Genomic DNA, 19,924 nt, shown 5'->3' on the forward strand with positions numbered 1-19,924 from the left:
CGCGGTAGGACAGCGGCGCTGCGGCGGGCAGCGAGGTGGGCCGGCGCGGGAGCGCTCTTGTCAGGCCGGCAGCGCGCCAGCGCCCTGCGCGAGCCGATCGAGCTCGTCCTGACCGAGCTCGCGCTCGCCGGCGAACGCGATCCCCACGACGGCGCGCACGCTCGCGGAGGCGTCGCGCACGGGCAGCGCCACCGCCGCCTGCGCCGCGACCGCCCTGGCCCCGGGCCGCACGTCGCCGGACGTGTCCGTCTGCAGGTTGCACGTCTGCACGGGCTGGTCGCGCTCCCAGGCGAGTCCGGCCATCCCCTTGCCCCGCGGGACGCGGCGCGTGATCTCCTGCACCTTCTCGGGGATGTTCACGGCGGCGGCCAGCGCGAGCGCATCGCCCTCGACGAGGTGCACCGTGCCAGCGATACCCCCGTTGTCGGCGACGAAGCTCCGAAGCCACGGCTCCAACGACTCTCGGCGCGCATGCATGCTCGCACCTTCGGCCGTCGCGGGGCCTGCGTCAACCCGGGGCAGCTCGCGGGACGCGCCGGATTTGTCAGGCCTCGTCCTTCACCCGCTTGGGCCAGCGCACGATGAAGGTGGCTCCTGCGCCGGGGCGCGACGAGACGGACACGCTCCCTCCGCGGCTCTGCACGATCTTCTTCACGACGGAGAGCCCTATCCCGGTGCCTTCCACCTTGTCGCGCGACTCGAGCGTATGAAAGAGATCCCAGATGCGCTCGTGGTACTCGGGCGCGATGCCGGGCCCGTTGTCGCTCACGGCGAACTCGACGTAGGCACCGGCGTCCTCCCACGTCACCTCGACGCGCGCGTCGCTGCAGCGCGCGTGCTTCAGGGCGTTGCTGATGAGGTTCTGGAACACCTGCTGCATCGGGACGCGCTCCGCGGCGATCGTCGGCATCCCGGGCGCGATGTCGACCCGGGCCCCCTCGGGCGGCGAGAGCAGCTCGACGACCTCCGCGAGCAGATGGCCGGTGTCGACGCTGACCACGTCGCCGCGCAGGCGCCCTGCCGCGAGTAATGGAGGATCCCGTCGATGAGCGCCTCGAGGCGGCGCACGCGCCCGCGCAGGAGGTGGATGTACTCCTGCGTCGCGCCGTCCAGCTTCCCCGCAAGCGACTCCTCGATCCACTCGGACAGGTTCGCGATCCCCCGGAGGGGCGCCTTGAGGTCGTGCGAGGTGACGTAAGCGAACTGGTCGAGCTCCTGGTTCGTCTTCGCGAGCGCTGCGATGAGCTCCTCTCGGTGCTGGCTCAGCTGCTCGATGCGGCGCCGCGCGAGCACCTGATCGGTGATCTCGAAGCCGACGACCATGAGTAGCTTGCTGTAGGTGGCGGGAGAAGGGCAGAAAAACAACGTGTTTTGGTTGCCCGGGTGATCCGCCGCACCGCGGAGAGGCCGGCGCGCCGGCGCCGTTCACGGCGGCGCGTCGAGCACCGCGCGCAGCGCCCGGCGCGCCACGTCGGGCGAATAGCCCTGGCGCGCGAGGAAAGCATAGAGCTTCTGCCGTTGCTCCGCCGGAGCGAGCCCCGAGAGCGAGCGGAGCTTCTTGCGCGCCGCCCGCTCGGCCACGGCGGACTCGTCCGTTCCCTCCTCGGCCATGACCTGCCGTATGGCCGCGTCCGCCACGTCGCGCGAGACGCCTTTGCGGGCGAGGTCCTGCTCGATCCTGCGGCGCGACCGGGGCTTGCCCACGATGCCGGAGCGCGCCTTGGCCTCCGCGAAGCGCGCGTCGTCGAGCAGCCCGCTCGAGGTGAGGCGCTCGATCGCGGTCGTCACGTGCTCCCTGGGCTCGCCCTTCTCGATCAGGCGCTTCTCCAGCTCCCTGGCCGATCGCGCACGGAACGACAGGAGCCGCAGCGCCCGCTCGTAGGTCTTCTGCGCGGCCTCGCCGGCCTTTCGCGGCGGCTCTGCCGCGGCCCCGGGGCTCTCCTGGCCGGGGGTCAGGCCGGCGGCGGCCTGCTCGGGCACCGTGGCGAAGGGGACCCCATCCACCAGGATGACGACGTGGCCAGGCTTGTCAGGCGAGGGGGCGATTCCCGTGATGATCGGCATGCACGAGGGACGATGGCGCACCCCGCGCGGACCGCAAGCGCCAGCTCACCCCGCCTGCTCCCGGCCGCGGCGGGGCGCCCGCTGCCTTGTCTCACGGATCGAGCACGAGCACGCCAAACGCCTCGGGGACATGGAAGTTCGGCTTGCTCGTGCGGGGCGGGCTCCACGCGAGGTAATGCCGTGGGTCCTTGCCCTCCATCCGGTACAGGTTCATGGGCAGCCGCGCGTTCGGGGCGAGCGCGCCAACGATCCCCGGCGCCGCCAGCAGCGCCTCGATGACGGCCGTGCGCGCCTGCGCGTCCTGGCTCGTCGCGATCGTCGCGCCGCTCGACCACGCCGTGTCTTCCAGGCGCGCGTCGCGGTCGATGGCGATATCGAAGAAATGGCCGAACGGCCCGATCTCCACCTCGAAATACCGCCTTGGCGAGCCAGGGGCCGGCGTCAGGAAAAGCTCGATGCAATCCTCTTTATAAAGTCCCTTTCGCTCCGTGCCGACGGGCTTCGAGCGATCCGTGTTGAGCCCCGCGCTCGAGAGCTCGAAGAGCGCGTGGAGCCCCTGTTTCGACCAGAGGAAGCGCGCCCGCGTGGGGAACCCGGTGGGCTTGCCGGCATAGTCGGTGTCCCACTGCACGGCCTTCGCGCGGCTCCAGGCCGCGTCGTCGGCCTTCCCGTCGAGCACGACCTGCTCTCCCGGCGGAAGAGGCGACGCGTGTGCCTCCGGCTTCGCGGGGACTCCGCCCGGCCCTTCGCCCTGCTTCCCCTCGGGCGCCTTCGGCGAGGCCGGCGGCGCGGGATCGAGCCCCTTCGCGGGCCCGCCGGGCAAGGGCGCCTGTCCGGGCTCCCAGTCGAGCCGGAAGGGCGCCATCGCCTTGTAATGCACGGGCCTCGGGCCCTTCAGGAGATCTGCCCCGTCTCCCGTGATCGCCGTCGCCTTGAGATCCAGCCCGAAGCGCTTCGCCGCGGCGTCGATGAGCGGCGAGGTCCGGTGGCCGCCGAGCTCGCGCGCGAGCGCGGGGCTGTTCCAGACGCCGAGGAGCTCCGCCGCCACGCGGTCGACCCGCACCGGGTTCGTGCCGCCGATGGCCACCATCTCCGCCGTGGGGTAGAGGACCTGGAAGCCGTCTCCGCCCATCGCCGGCGCGCCGTCGCCGAGCACCGCGTCCGGCGCGGATATCTCGAGCACGTCGACCATGCGCTCGGCGAAGACGCGGAGCGACGATAAGTAAAGAGCTCTATCCTCCTGGCCAGCGGACTTCGTGTCCAGGTACGCCTTGAGCTCCCTGTGCATCCTCCACTTCTGCTTGTAGGCCGGCGCGCTGTCCGACAGCATGACCGTGCCCTGCATGCCCTTGATACCGACGGAGATGACCGAGTACCGGTGCATCTTGAGCCGGGGGAGCGACAGGAAGAGCCCGTGGTCGAGGTGCTCTGCCAGCACCTTCGGCATGAGCAGCGTCGGGACGTGGGTTGTCTGGATGCCGCGGATGGCGAGGGGCTTTCCGGGCCTGTCCCCGGCGACGTCGTAGACCCCGTCGTCGTCCATCGCGACGAGCGCGGCGCCCTCCTCCGCGGCCATCGCCTCATAGCCGGTGCGCTGCGCGATGTCCTTCCAGAACTTGTGCGAGTGGCCGCAGCCCTCGGCGATCGTGATCTTCGTGTGTCCGCGCGCCTTGAGGCACTGGACGACGCCTCGAACGAACTCCGGCTGGGTGATCCGGCCGGTCACGCCGTCGTCGCCCTTCGACTTTGCAGGGTCCTTCACGCTGTCGAACCCGCAGATGTTGGGTTTGAGGAGCACGGGAGTCGCCGCGGGGCGCCTCGGCACCACCGCCTCGCAGATGCGCTTGCCGAGCTCCAGGGGACCCTGGCCTCGGAGCACGGTGACGGGCGAGTCGTCGGCCTTGATGCGCTCGACGTGCCGCTTCCTGAGGGCGGCGCCGTCGATGCTGTCCGACGCGATCACCGAGGGCCCGGACTCGTACCGCTGCGACGCGCCCGCGACCACGTCGCTCGACGCGCTCGGGACGGCGGTCGGCACGGCCGGGTGCGCGGAGGCGGCGGCGAAGGAGGAGGCGGTCTGTGCCGGCGCGGGCGAGGACGCCGCCGCTTCGGGCGGCGCCGCCGCGGCGACGGCGGGCCCGCCGTCGCTGGTAGGTCCGCCCGGCTGTTGCGACCGGTCCCCGCAGCCCGCGAGGACGGCGACCAGCGCCGCGATCGCGAGGGAAAAGCGCCGCGCCCGGCGACCGTGGATCGCCCGTGTCGTGTTCATGCTCGCGGAGCACGATGGGGCGAAACGACGGCGGCGAGAAGGAAGAATTTTGATACAGCTCATGCGTTCCAGCGCAGGCGCGGAATGAACGGATGTGTGGCCCTGCTGGCGTGGAATTTACTTCCAATAGAGAATCCCTGCGAATAGAGGATGGGATGAAATCCGTTTCTGGCGTGTTCTCGGCCGTGATCGTGACGACCCTGCTGGCGCTGTCCGCGTGCGGCGGCAGCGTCGACGACGAGGGAAACAGCAAGGAAGAGGGCCCCTCCTGCGGGCTGGTCGCGGCGTGCGGCGGCGATCCGACAGGAACGTGGACGATGGATGAGGCGTGCCTGGATCCCTCGATGTTCGAGGACCTCGACGAGGGGTGTGACGCGGAGATCGACATCAGCGCCATGGTGGTGAGCGGACGCGCCGAATTCCGGGCCGATAACACCTATGTCACGACCATCACGCAGCAAGGGCCGATCAAGGTGGTGTACCCTGCGGCGTGCCTCGCGGCCGAGGACATCCCGAACACGTGCGCGCAGCTCAGCGTGAAAATGCAGCGGGCTGCAGCTGGGAAGGAGTCGCCCTTCACCTCGGCGGAGTGTGCTCATGCGGGCGCCGACTGCGCGTGTACGTTTGTCTTGGGGCGGATCACGACGCCGTCGATGGGCACCTGGTCGGTCTCCGGCTCCATCTTGGCCATCGAGCCCGAGGGCGAGGAGCCCGAGGAGAACCCGTTCTGCGCGCAGGGATCCTCGTTCACGAGAGGCTTCCCGGTATCGGCGGGAGCGGACGCCTCGGGGCCCATCAAGCACTACATGAGGTTCACGAAGGAGTGAGCCGCGGCGAGCCCGGTCGTCGGGGCGCCGCTCAGCGCCGGTCGAGCCCCACGATGCGGTCGAGCAGCGCCCGGTCGAGGCTCGCCTCGACCGCCGTGGCGAGCCGGTCGTACTCCTCGTGCCGGCTCGGTATCGCCGGCTCGCCCGCGACCCTGGGGAGCCCCCTCCGCTCGCGCAGCGCCGCGAGGAGTGACCGCCGGAGCCCGTCGTTGTCGAGGATCCCGTGGATCATCGTGCCCACCACGGCGCCGTCCGCCGACACGGCCCCGTCGAGCGCCGGCTCGGCCTTGCCGCCCCTCGATCCGATCGCGAACGCCGCGGCCGCGCCGCCCACCCGCTCCACGCGGCCCATGTGGATCTCGTAGCCGGTCAGCTCTCCCGCGCCCTCGCCCTCGGCCTCTCCAGCGCTCGCCGCGCCCGCCGCCCCCAGGAACGAGCCGCCCGCGAGCCGCGCCCGCACCTGCGCCACCGTCTTGGTCCGCTCGAACCGCGTCCACACCTCGAGCAACCCGAGGCCCCGCGCCGCCGGCTCGGCCGACTCGACGCCTTCCGGATCCTCGATCGCCCCGCCGAGCATCTGGCAGCCGCCGCAGATCCCGAGCGTCCAGCCGCCCTGCCGGGCGCGCGCCGCGACCGCCTCCGCGAGGCCGCTCGCGCGCAGCCACGCGAGATCGGCCATCGTGCTCTTCGTCCCGGGGAGCAGCAGGAGGTCGGCATTGCCGATCTCGTCCGGCCGCTCGATGAACCGCACCACCACGCCGGGCTCGTGCTCCAGCGGCTCCACGTCGTCGTAATTCGATATCCGCGGCAGCCGGACCACCGCGATGTCGAGCTGCCCCGGGCCCGCCGGCGCCCGGCGCCGCCGGCCCTCCAGCGACACCGAGTCCTCGTCCGCGATGCGCAGCTGCTTCAGGTAAGGCACCACGCCGAGCACCGGGACGCCCGTCCGCGCCGTCAGCATGTCGAGCCCCGGCTCCAGCAGCTTGAGGTCGCCGCGGAACTTGTTGATCACGAACGCGGCCACGCGCGCGCGCTCGTCGGGCTCGAGCAGCGCCATCGTGCCGACCAGCGCCGCGAACACGCCGCCTCGGTCGATGTCGCCGGCGAGCAGCACCGGCGCGTCGGCGACGCGCGCGACGTGCATGTTCACGATGTCGCGGTCCTTCAGGTTGATCTCCGCGGGGCTGCCCGCCCCCTCGATCACCACGACGTCGTGCGCCTCGCGCAGCCGCCCGAGCGAGCGGGCGATGATGTCCTTGAGCTCTCCCCGGTACGCGAAGTAGTCGCGCGCGTGCAGGCTGCCGATCGGCTTGCCGAGCACGACCACCTGGGAGCGGGAGTCGCCCTCGGGCTTGAGCAGCACAGGGTTCATGTCGACCGTCGGCGCGACGCGCGCCGCCTCGGCCTGCACCGCCTGCGCCCTTCCGATCTCGCCGCCGTCCAGGGTCGCGAACGAGTTCAGCGCCATGTTCTGCGACTTGAACGGCGCGACCCGGAGGCCCCGCCGCTGGAAGATGCGGCAGAGCGCCGTGCAGAGCAGGCTCTTGCCGACCGAGGACGCCGTGCCCTGGACCATCACCGTGAGCGCCGTCATCGGAAGAGCTCCTGTCCAAAGGACGCCGCCGCCAGGAGGGCCGCCGCGAGCCCGGCGAAGAGCAGCGCCGCGAGCAGCACGATCCGGCAGGCCTCGTCGATGAGCCCCCGCCGGAGCGGCTCCACGGGGTCGCCGAGGCGGTAGTGGCCGCGCTTCTCGAGCTCGGCCCGGAGCAGCCCGGCCATCGCCGCCATGGGCCGGCCAGCGTTCGGGCTCTCGGTGAGGCCGCCGTCGCGCAGGAGCACGGCGAGGCCGCGGCGCGCGTCGGCGCCGCGGAGCCACCCGGCGGCGAGCAGGAGGAGCGCGGTGAGCCGCGCCGGCACGAAGTTCAGCGCGTCGTCGAGCCGCGCCGACGCCTTGCCCAGGTACTCGTAGCGGCCGTGGTAGCCGACCATCGCGTCGAGCGTGTTCACCGCGCGGTAGAAGAGCGCGCCCGGGAGCCCGAAGAGGGCGAAATAGAAGAGCGGCGCGACGAAGCTGTCCGACGCGTTCTCCGCGACCGACTCGACCGACGCGGCGACCAGCGCGGGCTCGTCGAGCTCCGACGGGTCGCGGCTGCAGAGGCTCCGCAGCGCGCCGCGGGCCGCGGGGAGATCGCCCGCCGCGAGGGCGTCGCGCACGCCGAAGGCCGCGTCGCGGAGCGCGCGGAGCGCGAAGGTGGGCTTCAGCAAGAGACCTGACAAAGCGAGCGCGAGGACGGGGTGCGGGGCGAGCAGCGCCGCGACGCCGGCGCCGAGCGCGGCGAAGAGGCAGGGGACGGCGAGGGCCATGAGCGCGCCCCAGAGGAGCTCCGCGGCGCGGCCGCCCGTGGGCGCGGCGCGCTTCAGGGCCTGGATCGCGGAGCCCATCCACACGACGGGGTGGAAGGCGGCGGGGGGCTCGCCGCAGGCGAGGTCGAACGCGACCGCGACGAGCAGCGCGGCGGCGGCCGTCATCGCGCGTCCTCGCCGCCGCCGACGAGCGCGACCGGGCCGGGGCGCAGGCGCAGGATCGCGCCCATCACGGCCACGTAGAGCTCGCTGGCCGAGCGGCCGAGCCGCTGGTGCGCGCGCCCCGCGAGGTCGCGGAACGCCCGGCCGAGCCGGCTCTCCGGGACCACGCCCATGCCGACCTCGTTCGAGACGAGGACGACGTGCGGCGCCGCCGACTCGACCGCCGCGGCGAGCGCCTCGATGCGCTCCTCGATGGGCCCGAGCGCGCGGCCCTCGGTCTCGTCGCGGAGCAGCAGGTTCGACAGCCAGAGCGTGAGGCAGTCGACGACGACGACGTCGACGCCGGAGAGCGAGGCGATGCGCTCGGGGAGCGCGATCGGCTCTTCCACGGTGAGGAACGCGCCGCCTCGCTCGCGGACGTGCGCGTCGATGCGCGTCCGCATCTCGTCGTCGAACGGCTCGGCGGTCGCGATGAAGGCGCGGCGCTCGCCGAGCGAGCGCGCGAGGGAGAGCGCGAACGCGCTCTTGCCGGAGCGCACGCCGCCGCCGATGAGCGCGACCCGGCGCGGCGCCGTGCCCTGGCCGCTCATCGCGCGCGCTCCTTCCGGTGCGCGGCGGCGCTCGCGACGAGCCCCTCGGGGACGAGCGGGTTCGAGGCCCAGTGCGCGTGCACGTACGAGGCGAGGACGCTCCCCGCCCGGTACCCCTCGCGCGCGACCTGGCCGCCGCGCCGGCGCCGAACGGAGTAGGCGTGCTCGATCGGCAAGGGCGCGTGCTCGGCAGGCGGCGGCGCCTGCGCGGGCGGCGGCTCGGCTGGCGCCGCGGCCGGCTCGGCCGGCGCCGGCACAGCGCGCTGCGACGGGCGGAGCTCGGAGTAGCGGAACTGGTGCCCGCGGAAGCGGAGCCCCGCGCCGCCCAGGATCGTGCGCGCCTGCGTCTCGACCTCCACGTACCCGAGCGCCTGCAGCTTCGCGCACATCGCGGCCTCCGCGGGCACGAGCCCGACCATGGGGTGCGCGCGCCCGTCCAGCGTGCGGATCGCCTCGGTCAGGTACATGAGCCCGCCGCACTCGGCGTAGATCGGGCCCCCACGGCCGGCGAACGCGCGGATCTCGTCGCGAAGCGCGGCGTTTGCGGCCAGGCGCTCCGCGTGCACCTCGGGGTAGCCGCCCCCGAGGTAGAGCGCGTCGACGTCGGGCAGGCGCGCGTCGTGGATCGGCGAGAACCGCACGAGCTCGGCCCCGGCGGCCTCGAGGCGGCGCAGGTTGTCCGCGTAGTAGAAGTGGAAGGCCTCGTCGAACGCCACGCCGATGCGCGCCTGGCGCGGCGGCGCCGTCATGCTGGCCGCCGACGTCGTCGCTGCCACCTCCGGCAACGGCGGCGCCGCGCGCGCGATCTCGAGCAGCGCGTCGAGCCCGATCCACGCCTCGGCCTGCGCGCCCCAGTGGTCGAGGCGCTCCTCGGGGAGCGCGGCCTCGTCGGCCGTGCGCAGGCCGAGGTGGCGCTCGGGGAAGCGCTGCGCCTCGTCCCGCGGCAGGCCGCCGAGGACTGGCAGCGACCGGTTCACCTGCGCCTGCGCCTGTCGGAGGATGTCGAGGTGGCCGCGGCTGCCGACCTGGTTGCACACGACAGCGGCGACGCGCAGCGCCGGATCGAAGCCCGCGAAGCCCTGGACGAGCGCCGCGACGCTGCGGGCCATCCCGGACGCGTCGACCACGAGCGCGACCGGCGCCTCGAGCCACTTCGCGATCTCGGCGGTCGAGCCCTCCTCCCCGGTCGGGCTCGCCCCGTCGAACAGGCCCATCACCCCCTCGATCAGCGCGACGTCGGCGCCGGCGGCCTCCGCCGCGAACGTCGACAGGACCGCGTCCCGGCCCATCATCCAGCCGTCGAGGTTGTGCGATGTCCCGGCCACGGCGCGGGCGTGGTACGTCGGATCCAGGTAGTCGGGACCGCACTTGAACAGCGCGACCTCGAGGCCGCGGGCGCGGAGCGCGCGCGCGATCGCCACCGTGGCGGTCGTCTTGCCGACGCCGCTCGCCGTGCCGGCGACGACGAGCCGGGGGATGGCCCGGGACATCAGAAATCGACTCCCATCTGGGCCTTTTGTCCCTGCTCGAACGGGTGCTTCACCGATCTCATCTCCGTCACCAGATCGGCGAGCGCGAGGAGCGCGTCGGGCGCGTTCCTGCCGGTGATCACGACGTGCACGTGCGCGGGCCTCGCGCGCAGCGCCGCGAGCAGCTCGTCCTCGGCGATGAAGCCGTAATGGAGCGCATACGTGATCTCGTCGAGCACCACGATGTCCTGCTCGCCGCCCGCGATGAGCGCCGCGGCCTCCTGGAAGGCCGCGCGCGCCGCCGCCTTGTCGCGCGAGAGATCGTCGCTCTCCCAGGTGAAGCCGCGCCCCATGACGAGGAACGTCAGGTTGGGGAGCGTCTCGGCGAACAGCCGCTCTCCCGTCTTCCACTTCCCCTTGATGAACTGCACGACCGCGACGCGCATGCCCCGGCCGAGCGCGCGGAACACCATGCCGAGCGCGGCCGTCGTCTTGCCCTTGCCGTGGCCCGTATAGACGATGACGAGCCCTCGTCGACCTGCCGCCGCTCCGGCGCTCTCCTCCGCGCTCACGAGTCCTCCTCGGTCGTGCCAGGGACGAGGAGCTTCTTCTCGGCCTTGCGGAAGCGGTGGCTGAACTCCGGATCATAGAGCCGCGAGTCGGCGAAATCGGTGGAGGTGAGTACCCGGCCGACCAGGATCATCGACTGGGTCTTGATGCCCTCGGCCCGCACCTTCTCCCGGATGTCGGCGAGCGTGCCTCTCACGATCTTCTGATCGGGGCAGCTCGCCTTGTGCACCACCGCGACCGGGCAATCGGCGCCGTAGGCCGGGATGAGCGCCGCGGTCACGTCCTTGAGCAGGGTGATGCTCAGGAACAGGCAGAGCGTCGCCTGGTGGCGGGCGAGCTCCTCGAGCCGCTCGGCGGGCGGCACCGGCGTGCGCCCCTCGGCGCGCGTCAGGATGACGGTCTGCGAGAGCTCGGGCAGCGTGAGCTCGCGCCCGAGCGCCGCGGCCGCCGCGGTGAAGGACGAGACGCCGGGGATGATCTCGTACGGGATCCCGAGCGCATCCATCCGGCGCATCTGCTCGGCCGTCGACCCGAAGAGGACGGGATCGCCCGTGTGGACGCGCGCCACGTCGTGCCCTGCGTCCCTGGCCTCGACGAGGACCTCCACGATCTGGTCGAGGGTCATGCCGGAGGAGTCGATGACCCGGGCGTCCGCCCGCGCGGACGCCACGATCTCCCGGGGGACGAGCGAGCCCGTGTACATGACGACCGGGCAGCGAGCGACGAGCTCGGCGCCGCGCACCGTGATGAGCCCGGGATCGCCCGGGCCCGCGCCGATGATGTAGACGCGCATGGGGGTTCTTTCCTTGCTTCGTGCGCCGGCGATCCCGGAAGGGACCGCGGGCGCGCGAAACTAGAGCGGTCCCGAAGCGAACGCCAGCGTTCATGGTGGATCCCGTGCGCTCGGCGCGAACACCTGAGGAGACGCAGCGTAGGCTGCGCGAAGATGAAGATGACGAAGACGAAGCGCAGGCCCACGGAGACGAACCTGCGGTGTGTGCCGGAAGGCTCCCGTCTTCTCGCTGCGACGCGCTGGTCCGGGGCCTTGCTCAGGGCATGCGCCTTGTGATGCGATGGGAGGTCGCACCCCTCTTCAAGGAAACGCCATGGACCCACAGAACGGAAGGTCTCAGCCCTCGGCGCCCATCCTGTGCGCGGCAGCCCTCTTCGAGCCGACGCTCCCGGCCGCGTGGGGACCCACGCTCGATCTGCTCGCCGACATCGAGGAGCTGCAGGACGCGACGAAGGGCAGCCGCGAGGAGCGGGAGGCGAGGGGGCGCGATCTTCGCGAGCGGCTGATGCGCGGCATCGACGCCCTGAGCGAGCCGACCCCGGACGAGTTCCATGTGGCGAGCGCATCCTTCCGGGCCTGGTTCACCGAGGCGGTGCTGCTCTGGCTCCGGTTCGCCGGCAGCAGCTCCGCGCCGCTCATCGATACGGTCGCGTCGCGCCCGCTCCTCGATTTCCCGCTCGATCTGCCGGAGGGCAGCGAGGGGATCCCGCGCGTCCGGCGGGCGCTGCGAGAGGCGCTCGGGTGGGACGAGGCAGAGCTCGCGCAGGTCGAGGCCGCGATGGATCATATGACCTCCAACCTCGCGGTGAAGCACGCGATCACGAAGGCGATCGCCTCGGAGCTCGCCGCGAAGGGGGGCGCGTCGCCCGCCGCGTGCGCCGAGCTCATGAGCGCGATCTACGGCCCGTTGCCGTGGCGCCCGGGCGACGTGGATCTGCTCATGACGTCGACCGCGATCTTCCTGTGCATCCGCGCGTCGGCGCCGGCGACCGGCTCGCCCGGCGCGGCGGGCTCCGGCGAGGCGCCGCGGCTCGAGGTGCCCGGCTGGGACGAGCGCCCGGAGGAGGAGCGGCGCGCCATCTCCGCCTTCATCGCCCGATGCGACGACACGAACACCGCGGCGACGGCACGGTTTCCCGCGTTCGGCTACTTCGACCGCGCGGCCATCGATCCGGCGCTCGCGCGCTCCCTCGCGGACGCGGCCGCGGTCCCGACGGAGGTCGTCACACAGACCCTCGCCACCATGGTGATGGTCCTCCGGACACCGGAGGTCGAGGACTACGTGGTTCATGACGCCTGGGGCCATGCGTGGCAGGAGGCGCTGGCCGAGTTCGAGTGGGAGTACGCGGTGCTGCCGCGGATCGAGGAGCCCCTCGCGCTCGACACCGTCTTTCCCGGCGCGGTCGGCCCCGGCATCGCCTCGGCCTTCGTCGAGCGCGGGGGGCGCACCGAGCTCGACGAGGCGGCGCTGCTCCGCTTCGCCGAAGCCGACATCAGGGCGCGACTCCAGGTGGCCGCGAGCAACGGCATCGCCGAGATGCTCGCCGATTTCATGGAGAGCAAGTACGCCTGGCACAGGCCCTCCCTGAAGCTGCCGGACGCGTCGCTCCTCCCCATCACGGGGCTCAAGCTCGATCTGACGGTGGGGGACGTTCGCCGCCAGGTCGCCCGCTGGTCGAAGCCGTACCGCGCGCTGGCCGAGGACGAGGGGGCGCGCGCCCGCCTCGTCGACGCGCTCTCGCCGCGCGTTCCGGCCGCGGGGCTCAAGGAGGCGGTGGATCAGGCGGGCGCGCTGCTGTGGCGCGAGTTCGCGACGGCGTTCGACGACACGCTGCGGCCGGTGGCTGCCAGGGGCGGAGGGATCCGCGCGAGCGCGTGCCGCCGGATGGTGCTGCAGCTCGCGCAGGTCGCCGCGGTGCTCGAGCGGACGCTCGCCGCGTCGTGCGCTGACGGGCCACGGAGCGGGTCGCGGAGCGGGCCGCGGACGGAGCCCGCCTGGCGCGACCCGGCGCTGTGCGTGGACCTGCTCCTGGTGACGATCGCCCGGTTCTACGAGCAGGAGCGGCAGAGGAACTTCTGGCACCTGGACCAGGTCCTCTCGACCGGGTTCGTCGAGGCCTGCAGCCGGCTCCGGGCCGCCATCGCGAACCCCGAGTCGCCCTGAGTCTGTCCTCCGGAGATGGCGTATACTCCCGCCGATGTCCGGCGCCCAGCGCGACGTTTTTCGGCTCTGCGGGACCACGATCGACGGCAAATACCGTGTCCTCTCCGCCGTCGGCGCCGGCGGGTTCGGCGTCGTCTATCGCGGCGTGCACGAGGGGTTCGACGCGCCCGTCGCGATCAAGTGCCTCAAGCTGCCCGACGAGCTCTCGCCCGAGGCGCAGCAGGATTTCATTCGACGGCTGCGCGACGAGGGGCGGCTCCTGCTCCAGCTCTCACGCCTCTCGCCCGGCATCGTGCAGGCGCTCGACATCGGCGCCTTCACGACCCAGGACGGCGCTCGCGTGCCCTATCTCGTGCTCGAGTGGCTGGACGGCGAGACGCTCGCCAGCCACCTCGAGCGCCTGCGCGCCGGAGGCGGCGGCACCCTGTCCCGCCGCGAGGCGATACGCCTGCTCGACCCCGCGGTGCGCGCCCTCGCGGTGGCGCACGAGCAGAACATCGCCCACCGCGACGTCAAGCCGGAGAACCTCTTCCTCGCCGAGGCGGGGGGCGCGAGGACGCTCAAGATCCTCGATTTCGGCATCGCCAAGATCATCGGCGATCAGCGCTCGCGCACCGCGGCGCTCGCGAGCACCGCGGAGGGGCCGTCGGTGTTCACGCCCCGCTACGGCGCTCCGGAGCAGTTCGACAAGCAGCGGGGCGCGACGGGGCCATGGACCGATGTCTTCGCGCTCGCGCTCGTCTTCGTGGAGCTCGTGACGGGGGCTCGGGCGCTGGAGGGGGAGGGGATCGTCGAGCTCTATTCGGTGGTCGTCGATCCTGCGCTGCGCCCCACGCTGCGAGCGCGCGGCGTCTCGGCGCCGGACGCGGTCGAGCGCGTGCTCTCGCGGGCGCTCAGCGTCTCTCCGCGCGACCGGTACCCCGACGCCGGCGCGTTCTGGCGCGCGCTGATCGCCGCCGAGGGGCTCGAGGATGAGCTGCCGAGCCTCCCGGCGCGCTCGCCGCCCGCCGCGCGAGAGGCCGAGACCCAGGTCGACGGCGCCAACGCGCGCCGCGGCCCTGCGCCAGGCGCCCAGCACGCGGGCACGCCCGCGGGGATCGGCTTCGAGCCGACCGTGCCGTATCGGACCGACCCGGCGTCGCCGCGCCCCGATGGCGCGCCGCCCGCGCCGGCCGGTGCGGAGCCTGCGCCGCGGCCGGATCACGGGGCCGCGTCGGGCGAGGCCGTCGTGGTGCGGACCGCACGCGACGAGCGCGCGCGGCCGGGCCGGCGCGGGCTCGTCGCGCTCGCGCTGGCGGCCTCGGCGGTCGCGGGCGCCACGGTCGCGGTGCTCCGGCGTCCCCCGGAGCCGCCGCCCCGGCCGAGCGGCGCGGCAGTCGTCGCCCCGGAGTCGCCGCGCCCCGCCTCGAGCAACCCGGAGGCCGCGGCGCTCTACGAGGAGGCGCTGCAGGCCTACCGTGACGGCGCGCCGGACGTGGCCGCGCGCACGATGGAGCGCGCCGTGGCGCTGGATCGTGGCCTCGGCGCCGGCCATCTGCGCGTGGCGATCTGGACGTTTCGACAGCGGCCGGCCGAGGCGCGCGAGCACTTCCAGCTCGCGACCCGGCACCGGGCCGCCCTCGGCGAGCGCGACATGGCGCTGCTCGACGCGGCCGAGCCGTACGTGCGCCAGCCCTCCGACGCCGTGTCATGGGAGCGGCGGCTCGAGGCCGCGGTCGCGAGGTTTCCGGCCGATCCGGAGCTCCTCGTGTACCTGGGCGCGGCGAGGTTCGGCCAGCTCCGGTTCGACGACGCCGTCGAGGCCTACGATCGCGCGCTCGCCCTGGACCGGGGCCACGTGCTCGCGTGGGGGTTCAAGGGAGAGTCGCTCGGGATGAAGGGGGACGTCGCGGCGGAGCTCGCCGCCTACCAGGCCTGCGCCGAGACGGCTCCCGGCGCGACGCTCTGCCTCGCGAACCGGGTGCGCCTCCTCCATCGCCAGGGTGATTGCCGGCAAGTGGAGGAGCACGCGCGCCGCTGGCTCTCGATCGATCCGAAGGCGGCGCCGGCGCACCGGCACCTGGCGCTGGCGCTCCACGCGCGGGGCGCGCCGCGCGAGGGCGTGCTCGTGGCCCTGGAGCAGGGGTGGGCGGCGGTCCCCGAAGGCGAGCGGAGGGCGAAGGAGCTGCTCGATCGGAGCTCGCTCGCGGTCCTGGACGGCGATTTCGAGCTGGCGGTGGAGCACGCCCGCGCGTGGCAGCGCGAGGTCGCCGGCAGGAACGATCAGGACGCGCACGCGAGCCCGGCCCTCAAGCTGGCGGAGCTCTACCGTGAGATGGGCCTGCCGCGGGAGGCCGGGCGTGTGGCGGACGATTTCCTCCGCCGGATGAGCGCCTGGTCCGAGCCGGCGACCACGGCCGACTGGACCATCGCGTTCTTGCCGTACAGCTTCCGGGCAGCGTCGATGACGCAGGAGGCGTACGACGCGGCGCGCTCGGCGTGGCTGGAGCGGGTCCAGTCGAAGTGGCGCGCCGCGGCGCAGGAGATCAAGCCGGAGCACCGCTGGCTGCTCTGGACCGAGGCGTACGCCGCCGGCGTGGAGACCGCGGCCGACGCGGCGGCGGCGTTCAAGACGATGCCGCTCGACCAGCCGCTCCCGTCGGAGAGCGGCCGGTGGCTCCTGCTCGATCTGCACATCGGCAAGGTGTACGCGCTCGCGGGGAAGGGGCAGGAGGCGATCGGGCCGCTGACGCGCGTTGCGCGCTCATGCGCGGCCCTGGCCGACCCGTTCTCGACCACGGCGGCGCGGCTTTACCTGGGCATGGCCCTGGAGGCGACAGGCGATCTGCGGGGCGCTGCCGCGGCGTACGAGGCTGTCCTCGAGCGCTGGGGCAAGGCGCGCCCGCGATCCATCTCCGCGGAGCAGGCGCGGGCGCGGCTCGGCGCGCTGCGGGCGCGGCGTTAGTTCCGCCCGCCCAGAGCTCGCGCTCGTCAGGGCGCCAGCTTGCCGGGGACCTCGCCGCCGACGAGCGCCGCAACGGTGTCGAGCATTCCCTGCCTCCGCCGGTACCCGGCAGCGAGCTTCTCTCGCATCGCTCCCTGACCGAGCGGATGACCCGTATCGGGGTCGAGCGCCTTGAACCCGCGTTGGACAAAGAAGTCGATGTACGGCTCGAGCTCGTCGATTGCAGCGTCGACATCGCCCGGTGGATGGTTCGGGACTGCGATCGTGACGACGTTCTTCCAGAAGGAGACGGCGATCCAGAGGGCGCAGCCTGGGCGCTCCACCGTGATTCCGATCCCGCATGCCAGGTAGTCGGCGACGCTCATACCCGCGTCGCCGGCGAGATCCTGCGCTGCCGCCTCATGATCGATGGCCTCCTCAACGAACTCGCCGAACGCGCTCAGGAGCGCGTCTGCCCAGACGCGGTTCTTGTCGTTGCGATGCCAGATCGGCTTCTCCAGATCGATCGTGTACATGGCCGCCTGACCGCCCCATCGGAGACCGCTATCACGTAAGCACCGCGCAGACCGGCCTGCACGGGTCCACCCGCCACCCCAGATCGCGCCGATCTCGTGTACCACCCTCGTCAGACATCGTTGATCGTGATGCGCGCGCCCGGGGCGACGTCGTTGCGTGTCACGACCGAGCCGTCGGGGAACGTCACGCGGATATCGACCGACGCCGCGGCCCCCATCCCGATGACCAGCGGGAGCTGGCTCTGCTGCCGGTTGCCCCACTGGCCGGCGCCCACGAGGTAGGTCGCCACGCGATCGGCCCCTGTATAGCCGCCCGCGCGGAAGTCGCCGTCTCCGTCGAGGTCCACGTCGACGCGCGCGCCGATCGCGTCGCGATCTTCCCTCACGTTCGCGTCGGTCGCATTGCCGTCCCGATCGGTGAGCACGCGGACGACCGCGTAGCCCGGCGCGCGGCAAGGCATTCCGGTCACGTCGCGGCGGTAGAGCGCCGCTCCTCCGAAGCTCGTGGTGAGGAGGTCGAGGTCGCCGTCGCCGTCGACGTCCGCGAACGAGCCGACCTGCTGCGCGGTGATCCCGAGCGAGGCGCCGGCGGCCGCGAACGTGCCCGCGTCGTTGCGGTAGAGCGTGCCGCCCGCGTACGCGTCGAGGTCGCCGTCCTGGTCCCAGTCGGCCCACACGCTCGCGCTCATGAACGATCCGTCTCCGAGCCCGACGCTCTCCGCCATGGCGCCGGAGAACGGCGCGCCCGCGCCGGCATTGTAATAGAGCAGATCGTCCGCGTCCCCGTCGCGCACCGAGAGGAGATCGAGGTCGCCGTCGGCGTCGATATCGATCCAGGTCGCGCCGCCCCAGCGGGAGCTGGCCGCCGGCGCGTCCTCGAGCCCGGCCGATGTCGCGACGTCCGTCCAGCTCGGCGATGTAAAGCGGAAGAAGCGGTTCCCGTTTCCGGTCGAGCCGGTGGCCATGTAGAGATCGAGATCGCCGTCGGCGTCGGGATCGGCCCACGTCGCGCTGTCGCCCTGGAGGAAGGTGCTGAAGCGCGCGCTGTCATCGGCGAACGGCAGCGCACCGTCGTTCCGGAACATGGCGGACGTGCCGAACTCCGAGCCGAAGAACAGATCGAGGTCGTTGTCGCGATCGTGGTCGACCCACACCGCCGGGCCGGGCGTCGTCGTCGTGAGCTCGAGGTTGGCCGAGAGCGCGACGTTCATGAACGTGCCGCTGCCGTCGTTGCGATAGAGCCGGTTCGGGATCGTGCCGTAGCGGGTGTCGTTGGCGACGAAGATGTCCATGTCGCCGTCGTTGTCGAAGTCGGCGGCGATCACCGGGTAATGCTCGGAGGTGGTGCCGAGATCCCTGATGCCGCGCGCGGCGGCCCCCTCCGTGAACACGCCCGCGCCGTTGTTGATGTACAGGCCGCTGCCGCGCAGGAACACGTCGGGGTCGCCGTCGTTCTCGACGTCGAGCCACGCGACGACCGAGCTGCCTGTCGTCGCCGGCAGCCCCGAGGCGGCGGTCACGTCGGCGAAGCGGAGGCCGCAGGTGACCGCGGGCCCATCGGCGCACACCCCCATCGCGCAGCCGCCGCACGCCCCGCTCGGGCACCCCGTGCACGCCGTGCCCTCCGGCGCCCGGTTCGCGACGCACTCGCCCGCGCCGTCGCACGTGTCGGCCGCGTCGCACTCGCCGGCCGCGGCCGCGCACTCGGTCCCCGCTCGCCGCGGCTCGGCGAAGCACTCGCCCTCGATGCACACGCCGCGCATGCAGCCGCCGTCGAGGTGGCTGCAGTCCACGCCGGCGCACAGCGGCCCGCCGCCGGTGCCCGCGTCACCGCCGCCGTCGTTCCCGCCGCCGCCGTCGCTCCTGCCGCCGGTGCCCGCATCGCCGCCGCCGTCGTTCCTGCCCCCGCCGTCGTTCCCGCCCGCGCCCTGGGGCTCTTCGCCGGAGAACGTCCTCGACTTCGCCGAGCAGCCCACCGCGAGCAACGCCGCCGCGAGGGCGAGGAAAGACCGTTCCACGTTCGACCTCCGATCGTCGCTCCCGCGGTCGCCGCGGGAAAAGCGATCCGGCCGAGACTACAGGCAGCGCAGGACGTTGTCGCGCACGAGCTGCCAGATGGGCTCAGGGATACCGGCCAGCCAGCGCGCGTCGCGCTCGACGCGCGACCCGGCGCCGTCGAGCGGGGCGTCGGGGCTGTAGACGCGCCGCCACAGCCGCTCGCTCACCGAGCCGCTCCGGTCGATCACAGAGCGCTCGACGAGCTGCTTCGCGAGCTCCTCGCCCTCGACGTCGAGCAGCAGCGCCGCGCCCCACCGTCCGCCTCCGCAGGATGGACCTCCGACGCTCGGTGGCGCATCCTGTGCGCATGCAAGCCCTCAAGATCCACGTCGTGGTGGACGATTCCGTCGTCCGCGCTCTGCCTGCGCTCTCGCCGCTCCGGGGGCAGCGTGTCGAGCTCATCGCGCTTGGGGAGGCGGAGCCGCCGTCTCCGGTCGCGCCGGTCGCGGGCGGCTTGCTCGGGCAAATCAAGCTCAAGGAGGACTTCGACGCCCCACTCCCCAACGACGTCCGGAGTGCATTCGAGGGAGACGAGCCTTGAAGTGGCTCCTCGACACGCACGTCGCAATCTGGTTCGCTGCCGATCCCAACCGCTGACGGCGGGAGGTCGTCGATGCGGTCCAGGATCCCGGTGCGCAGATACTGATTTCGGTCGCATCCTGGTGGGAGCTTGCGATCAAGCACGCCATCGGACGGCTGGAAGGCAGCCTGCCGCCGGAGCAGCTTCGGGCGTGGTGGCTTGGCTATCCGACGGTGCGGGAGCTGGCCATCGAAGCGGCGCACGTCTGGATGGCGACTTCCTAATCCGCTGCACCACCGCGATCCGTTCGATCGAATGCTGGTGGCACAAGCCCAGCTGGAGGACGCGACGCTCATCACTTCGGATGAACTGTTGCGTGCGTACCAGGTGCCCATCCTGTGGGCGTGCAGGTGATCGAGCAGGGATTGCGCCGCGTCCGATCGCCCTAGGGTTCGCATCGTTCGGCGCTCGTCCCCCCTGCGTCGTCGAGCGGGTCGTCGTGGCCGTAGACGAGCCGGCGCCGCTAAGCCCGCGAAAGAGGGTCGAGATATCTCGCCAACGCCAGCACGTCGCCTTCTCGAGCAACACGCAGACGGCGCCCCGCGCGTCGGGGCG

17 protein-coding genes and 1 pseudogene are annotated in these 19,924 nt (G+C 72.6%); 4 read left to right on the top strand and 14 right to left on the bottom strand.

Going from position 1 to position 19,924, the window contains the following annotated elements; translation table 11 throughout:
• Window positions 1-60: 60 nt before the first annotated feature.
• From WMF12_RS01070 to WMF12_RS01090, 5 genes and pseudogenes are all read right to left on the bottom strand, one after another.
• A complete protein-coding gene (locus WMF12_RS01070) occupies window positions 61-477 on the bottom strand; it encodes a GAF domain-containing protein (protein ID WP_272097267.1) in 417 nt (138 codons plus the stop codon).
• A 67-nt stretch (window positions 478-544) separates the two neighbouring features.
• Window positions 545-1,000: a sensor histidine kinase gene (locus WMF12_RS01075; protein WP_437860028.1), complete on the bottom strand. Its 456-nt coding sequence runs from the start codon at window positions 998-1,000 to the stop codon at window positions 545-547.
• Window positions 1,001-1,074: 74 nt separating this feature from the next.
• A pseudogene (locus tag WMF12_RS01080) lies at window positions 1,075-1,323 on the bottom strand (PAS domain-containing sensor histidine kinase); the annotation flags it as partial.
• Window positions 1,324-1,425: 102 nt separating this feature from the next.
• Entirely contained in the window at window positions 1,426-2,064 is a 639-nt protein-coding gene (locus WMF12_RS01085) for a regulatory protein RecX (protein WP_437743702.1), read from the bottom strand.
• A gap of 91 nt (window positions 2,065-2,155) precedes the next feature.
• The gene (locus WMF12_RS01090) at window positions 2,156-4,333 is read right to left on the bottom strand and encodes a DUF362 domain-containing protein (RefSeq protein ID WP_437860029.1); all 2,178 of its coding nucleotides are present in this window, start codon (window positions 4,331-4,333) and stop codon (window positions 2,156-2,158) included.
• A 155-nt stretch (window positions 4,334-4,488) separates the two neighbouring features.
• Between WMF12_RS01090 and WMF12_RS01095 the strand changes: the two genes are divergently transcribed.
• A complete protein-coding gene (locus WMF12_RS01095; protein WP_437860030.1) occupies window positions 4,489-5,160 on the top strand; it encodes a hypothetical protein in 672 nt (223 codons plus the stop codon).
• Window positions 5,161-5,191: 31 nt separating this feature from the next.
• Here the strand turns inward: WMF12_RS01095 and WMF12_RS01100 are convergent, their stop codons facing one another.
• From WMF12_RS01100 to cobM, 6 genes are read right to left on the bottom strand one after another with little or no spacing between them, the layout of a single operon-like run.
• Window positions 5,192-6,754, bottom strand: a complete 1,563-nt coding sequence (locus WMF12_RS01100) for a cobyric acid synthase (protein WP_437860031.1) — start codon at window positions 6,752-6,754, stop codon at window positions 5,192-5,194.
• A complete protein-coding gene (gene cbiB, locus WMF12_RS01105) occupies window positions 6,751-7,689 on the bottom strand; it encodes an adenosylcobinamide-phosphate synthase CbiB (protein ID WP_437860032.1) in 939 nt (312 codons plus the stop codon). The genes WMF12_RS01100 and cbiB overlap by 4 nt, the downstream gene beginning before the upstream one ends.
• Window positions 7,686-8,276, bottom strand: coding sequence for a bifunctional adenosylcobinamide kinase/adenosylcobinamide-phosphate guanylyltransferase (gene cobU / locus WMF12_RS01110; RefSeq protein ID WP_437860033.1), 591 nt, complete (start codon window positions 8,274-8,276; stop codon window positions 7,686-7,688). Before cobU ends, cbiB begins: the two co-directional genes overlap by 4 nt.
• Window positions 8,273-9,766 carry a cobyrinate a,c-diamide synthase gene (locus WMF12_RS01115; protein ID WP_437860034.1) on the bottom strand — a complete coding sequence of 498 codons (1,494 nt, stop codon included), beginning with the start codon at window positions 9,764-9,766 and terminating at the stop codon, window positions 8,273-8,275. Before WMF12_RS01115 ends, cobU begins: the two co-directional genes overlap by 4 nt.
• A complete protein-coding gene (cobO, locus tag WMF12_RS01120) occupies window positions 9,766-10,317 on the bottom strand; it encodes a cob(I)yrinic acid a,c-diamide adenosyltransferase (protein ID WP_012232849.1) in 552 nt (183 codons plus the stop codon). Before cobO ends, WMF12_RS01115 begins: the two co-directional genes overlap by 1 nt.
• On the bottom strand, window positions 10,314-11,108 hold the full coding sequence (cobM, locus tag WMF12_RS01125; protein ID WP_437860035.1) for a precorrin-4 C(11)-methyltransferase: 795 nt from the start codon (window positions 11,106-11,108) through the stop codon (window positions 10,314-10,316). The genes cobO and cobM overlap by 4 nt, the downstream gene beginning before the upstream one ends.
• A 313-nt stretch (window positions 11,109-11,421) precedes the next feature.
• On the opposite strand from cobM, the gene WMF12_RS01130 reads away from it, so the two are divergent.
• Window positions 11,422-13,272 carry a hypothetical protein gene (locus tag WMF12_RS01130; RefSeq protein WP_437860036.1) on the top strand — a complete coding sequence of 617 codons (1,851 nt, stop codon included), beginning with the start codon at window positions 11,422-11,424 and terminating at the stop codon, window positions 13,270-13,272.
• A 34-nt stretch (window positions 13,273-13,306) separates the two neighbouring features.
• Window positions 13,307-16,216: a protein kinase domain-containing protein gene (locus WMF12_RS01135; RefSeq protein WP_437860037.1), complete on the top strand. Its 2,910-nt coding sequence runs from the start codon at window positions 13,307-13,309 to the stop codon at window positions 16,214-16,216.
• A 26-nt stretch (window positions 16,217-16,242) separates the two neighbouring features.
• Here the strand turns inward: WMF12_RS01135 and WMF12_RS01140 are convergent, their stop codons facing one another.
• The 3 genes from WMF12_RS01140 to WMF12_RS01150 all read right to left on the bottom strand — a co-directional run bounded on the left by WMF12_RS01140 (window position 16,243) and on the right by WMF12_RS01150 (window position 18,977).
• The gene (locus WMF12_RS01140) at window positions 16,243-16,731 is read right to left on the bottom strand and encodes a hypothetical protein (RefSeq protein WP_437860038.1); all 489 of its coding nucleotides are present in this window, start codon (window positions 16,729-16,731) and stop codon (window positions 16,243-16,245) included.
• A gap of 110 nt (window positions 16,732-16,841) precedes the next feature.
• Window positions 16,842-18,749: an FG-GAP repeat domain-containing protein gene (locus tag WMF12_RS01145; protein ID WP_437860040.1), complete on the bottom strand. Its 1,908-nt coding sequence runs from the start codon at window positions 18,747-18,749 to the stop codon at window positions 16,842-16,844.
• A gap of 57 nt (window positions 18,750-18,806) precedes the next feature.
• Window positions 18,807-18,977, bottom strand: a complete 171-nt coding sequence (locus WMF12_RS01150) for a hypothetical protein (protein ID WP_437860041.1) — start codon at window positions 18,975-18,977, stop codon at window positions 18,807-18,809.
• 119 nt (window positions 18,978-19,096) lie between these two features.
• Here WMF12_RS01150 and WMF12_RS01155 point away from each other — a divergent pair, with 119 nt between their 5' ends.
• Complete coding sequence (locus tag WMF12_RS01155; protein WP_437860043.1) at window positions 19,097-19,330, top strand: hypothetical protein; 234 nt, start codon at window positions 19,097-19,099, stop codon at window positions 19,328-19,330.
• Window positions 19,331-19,924: the final 594 nt, after the last annotated feature.

Origin of the sequence: Sorangium sp. So ce363, from assembly GCF_051520435.1 — a bacterium.
In the GTDB taxonomy this organism is placed as follows: domain Bacteria; phylum Myxococcota_A; class Polyangia; order Polyangiales; family Polyangiaceae; genus Sorangium; species Sorangium cellulosum_B.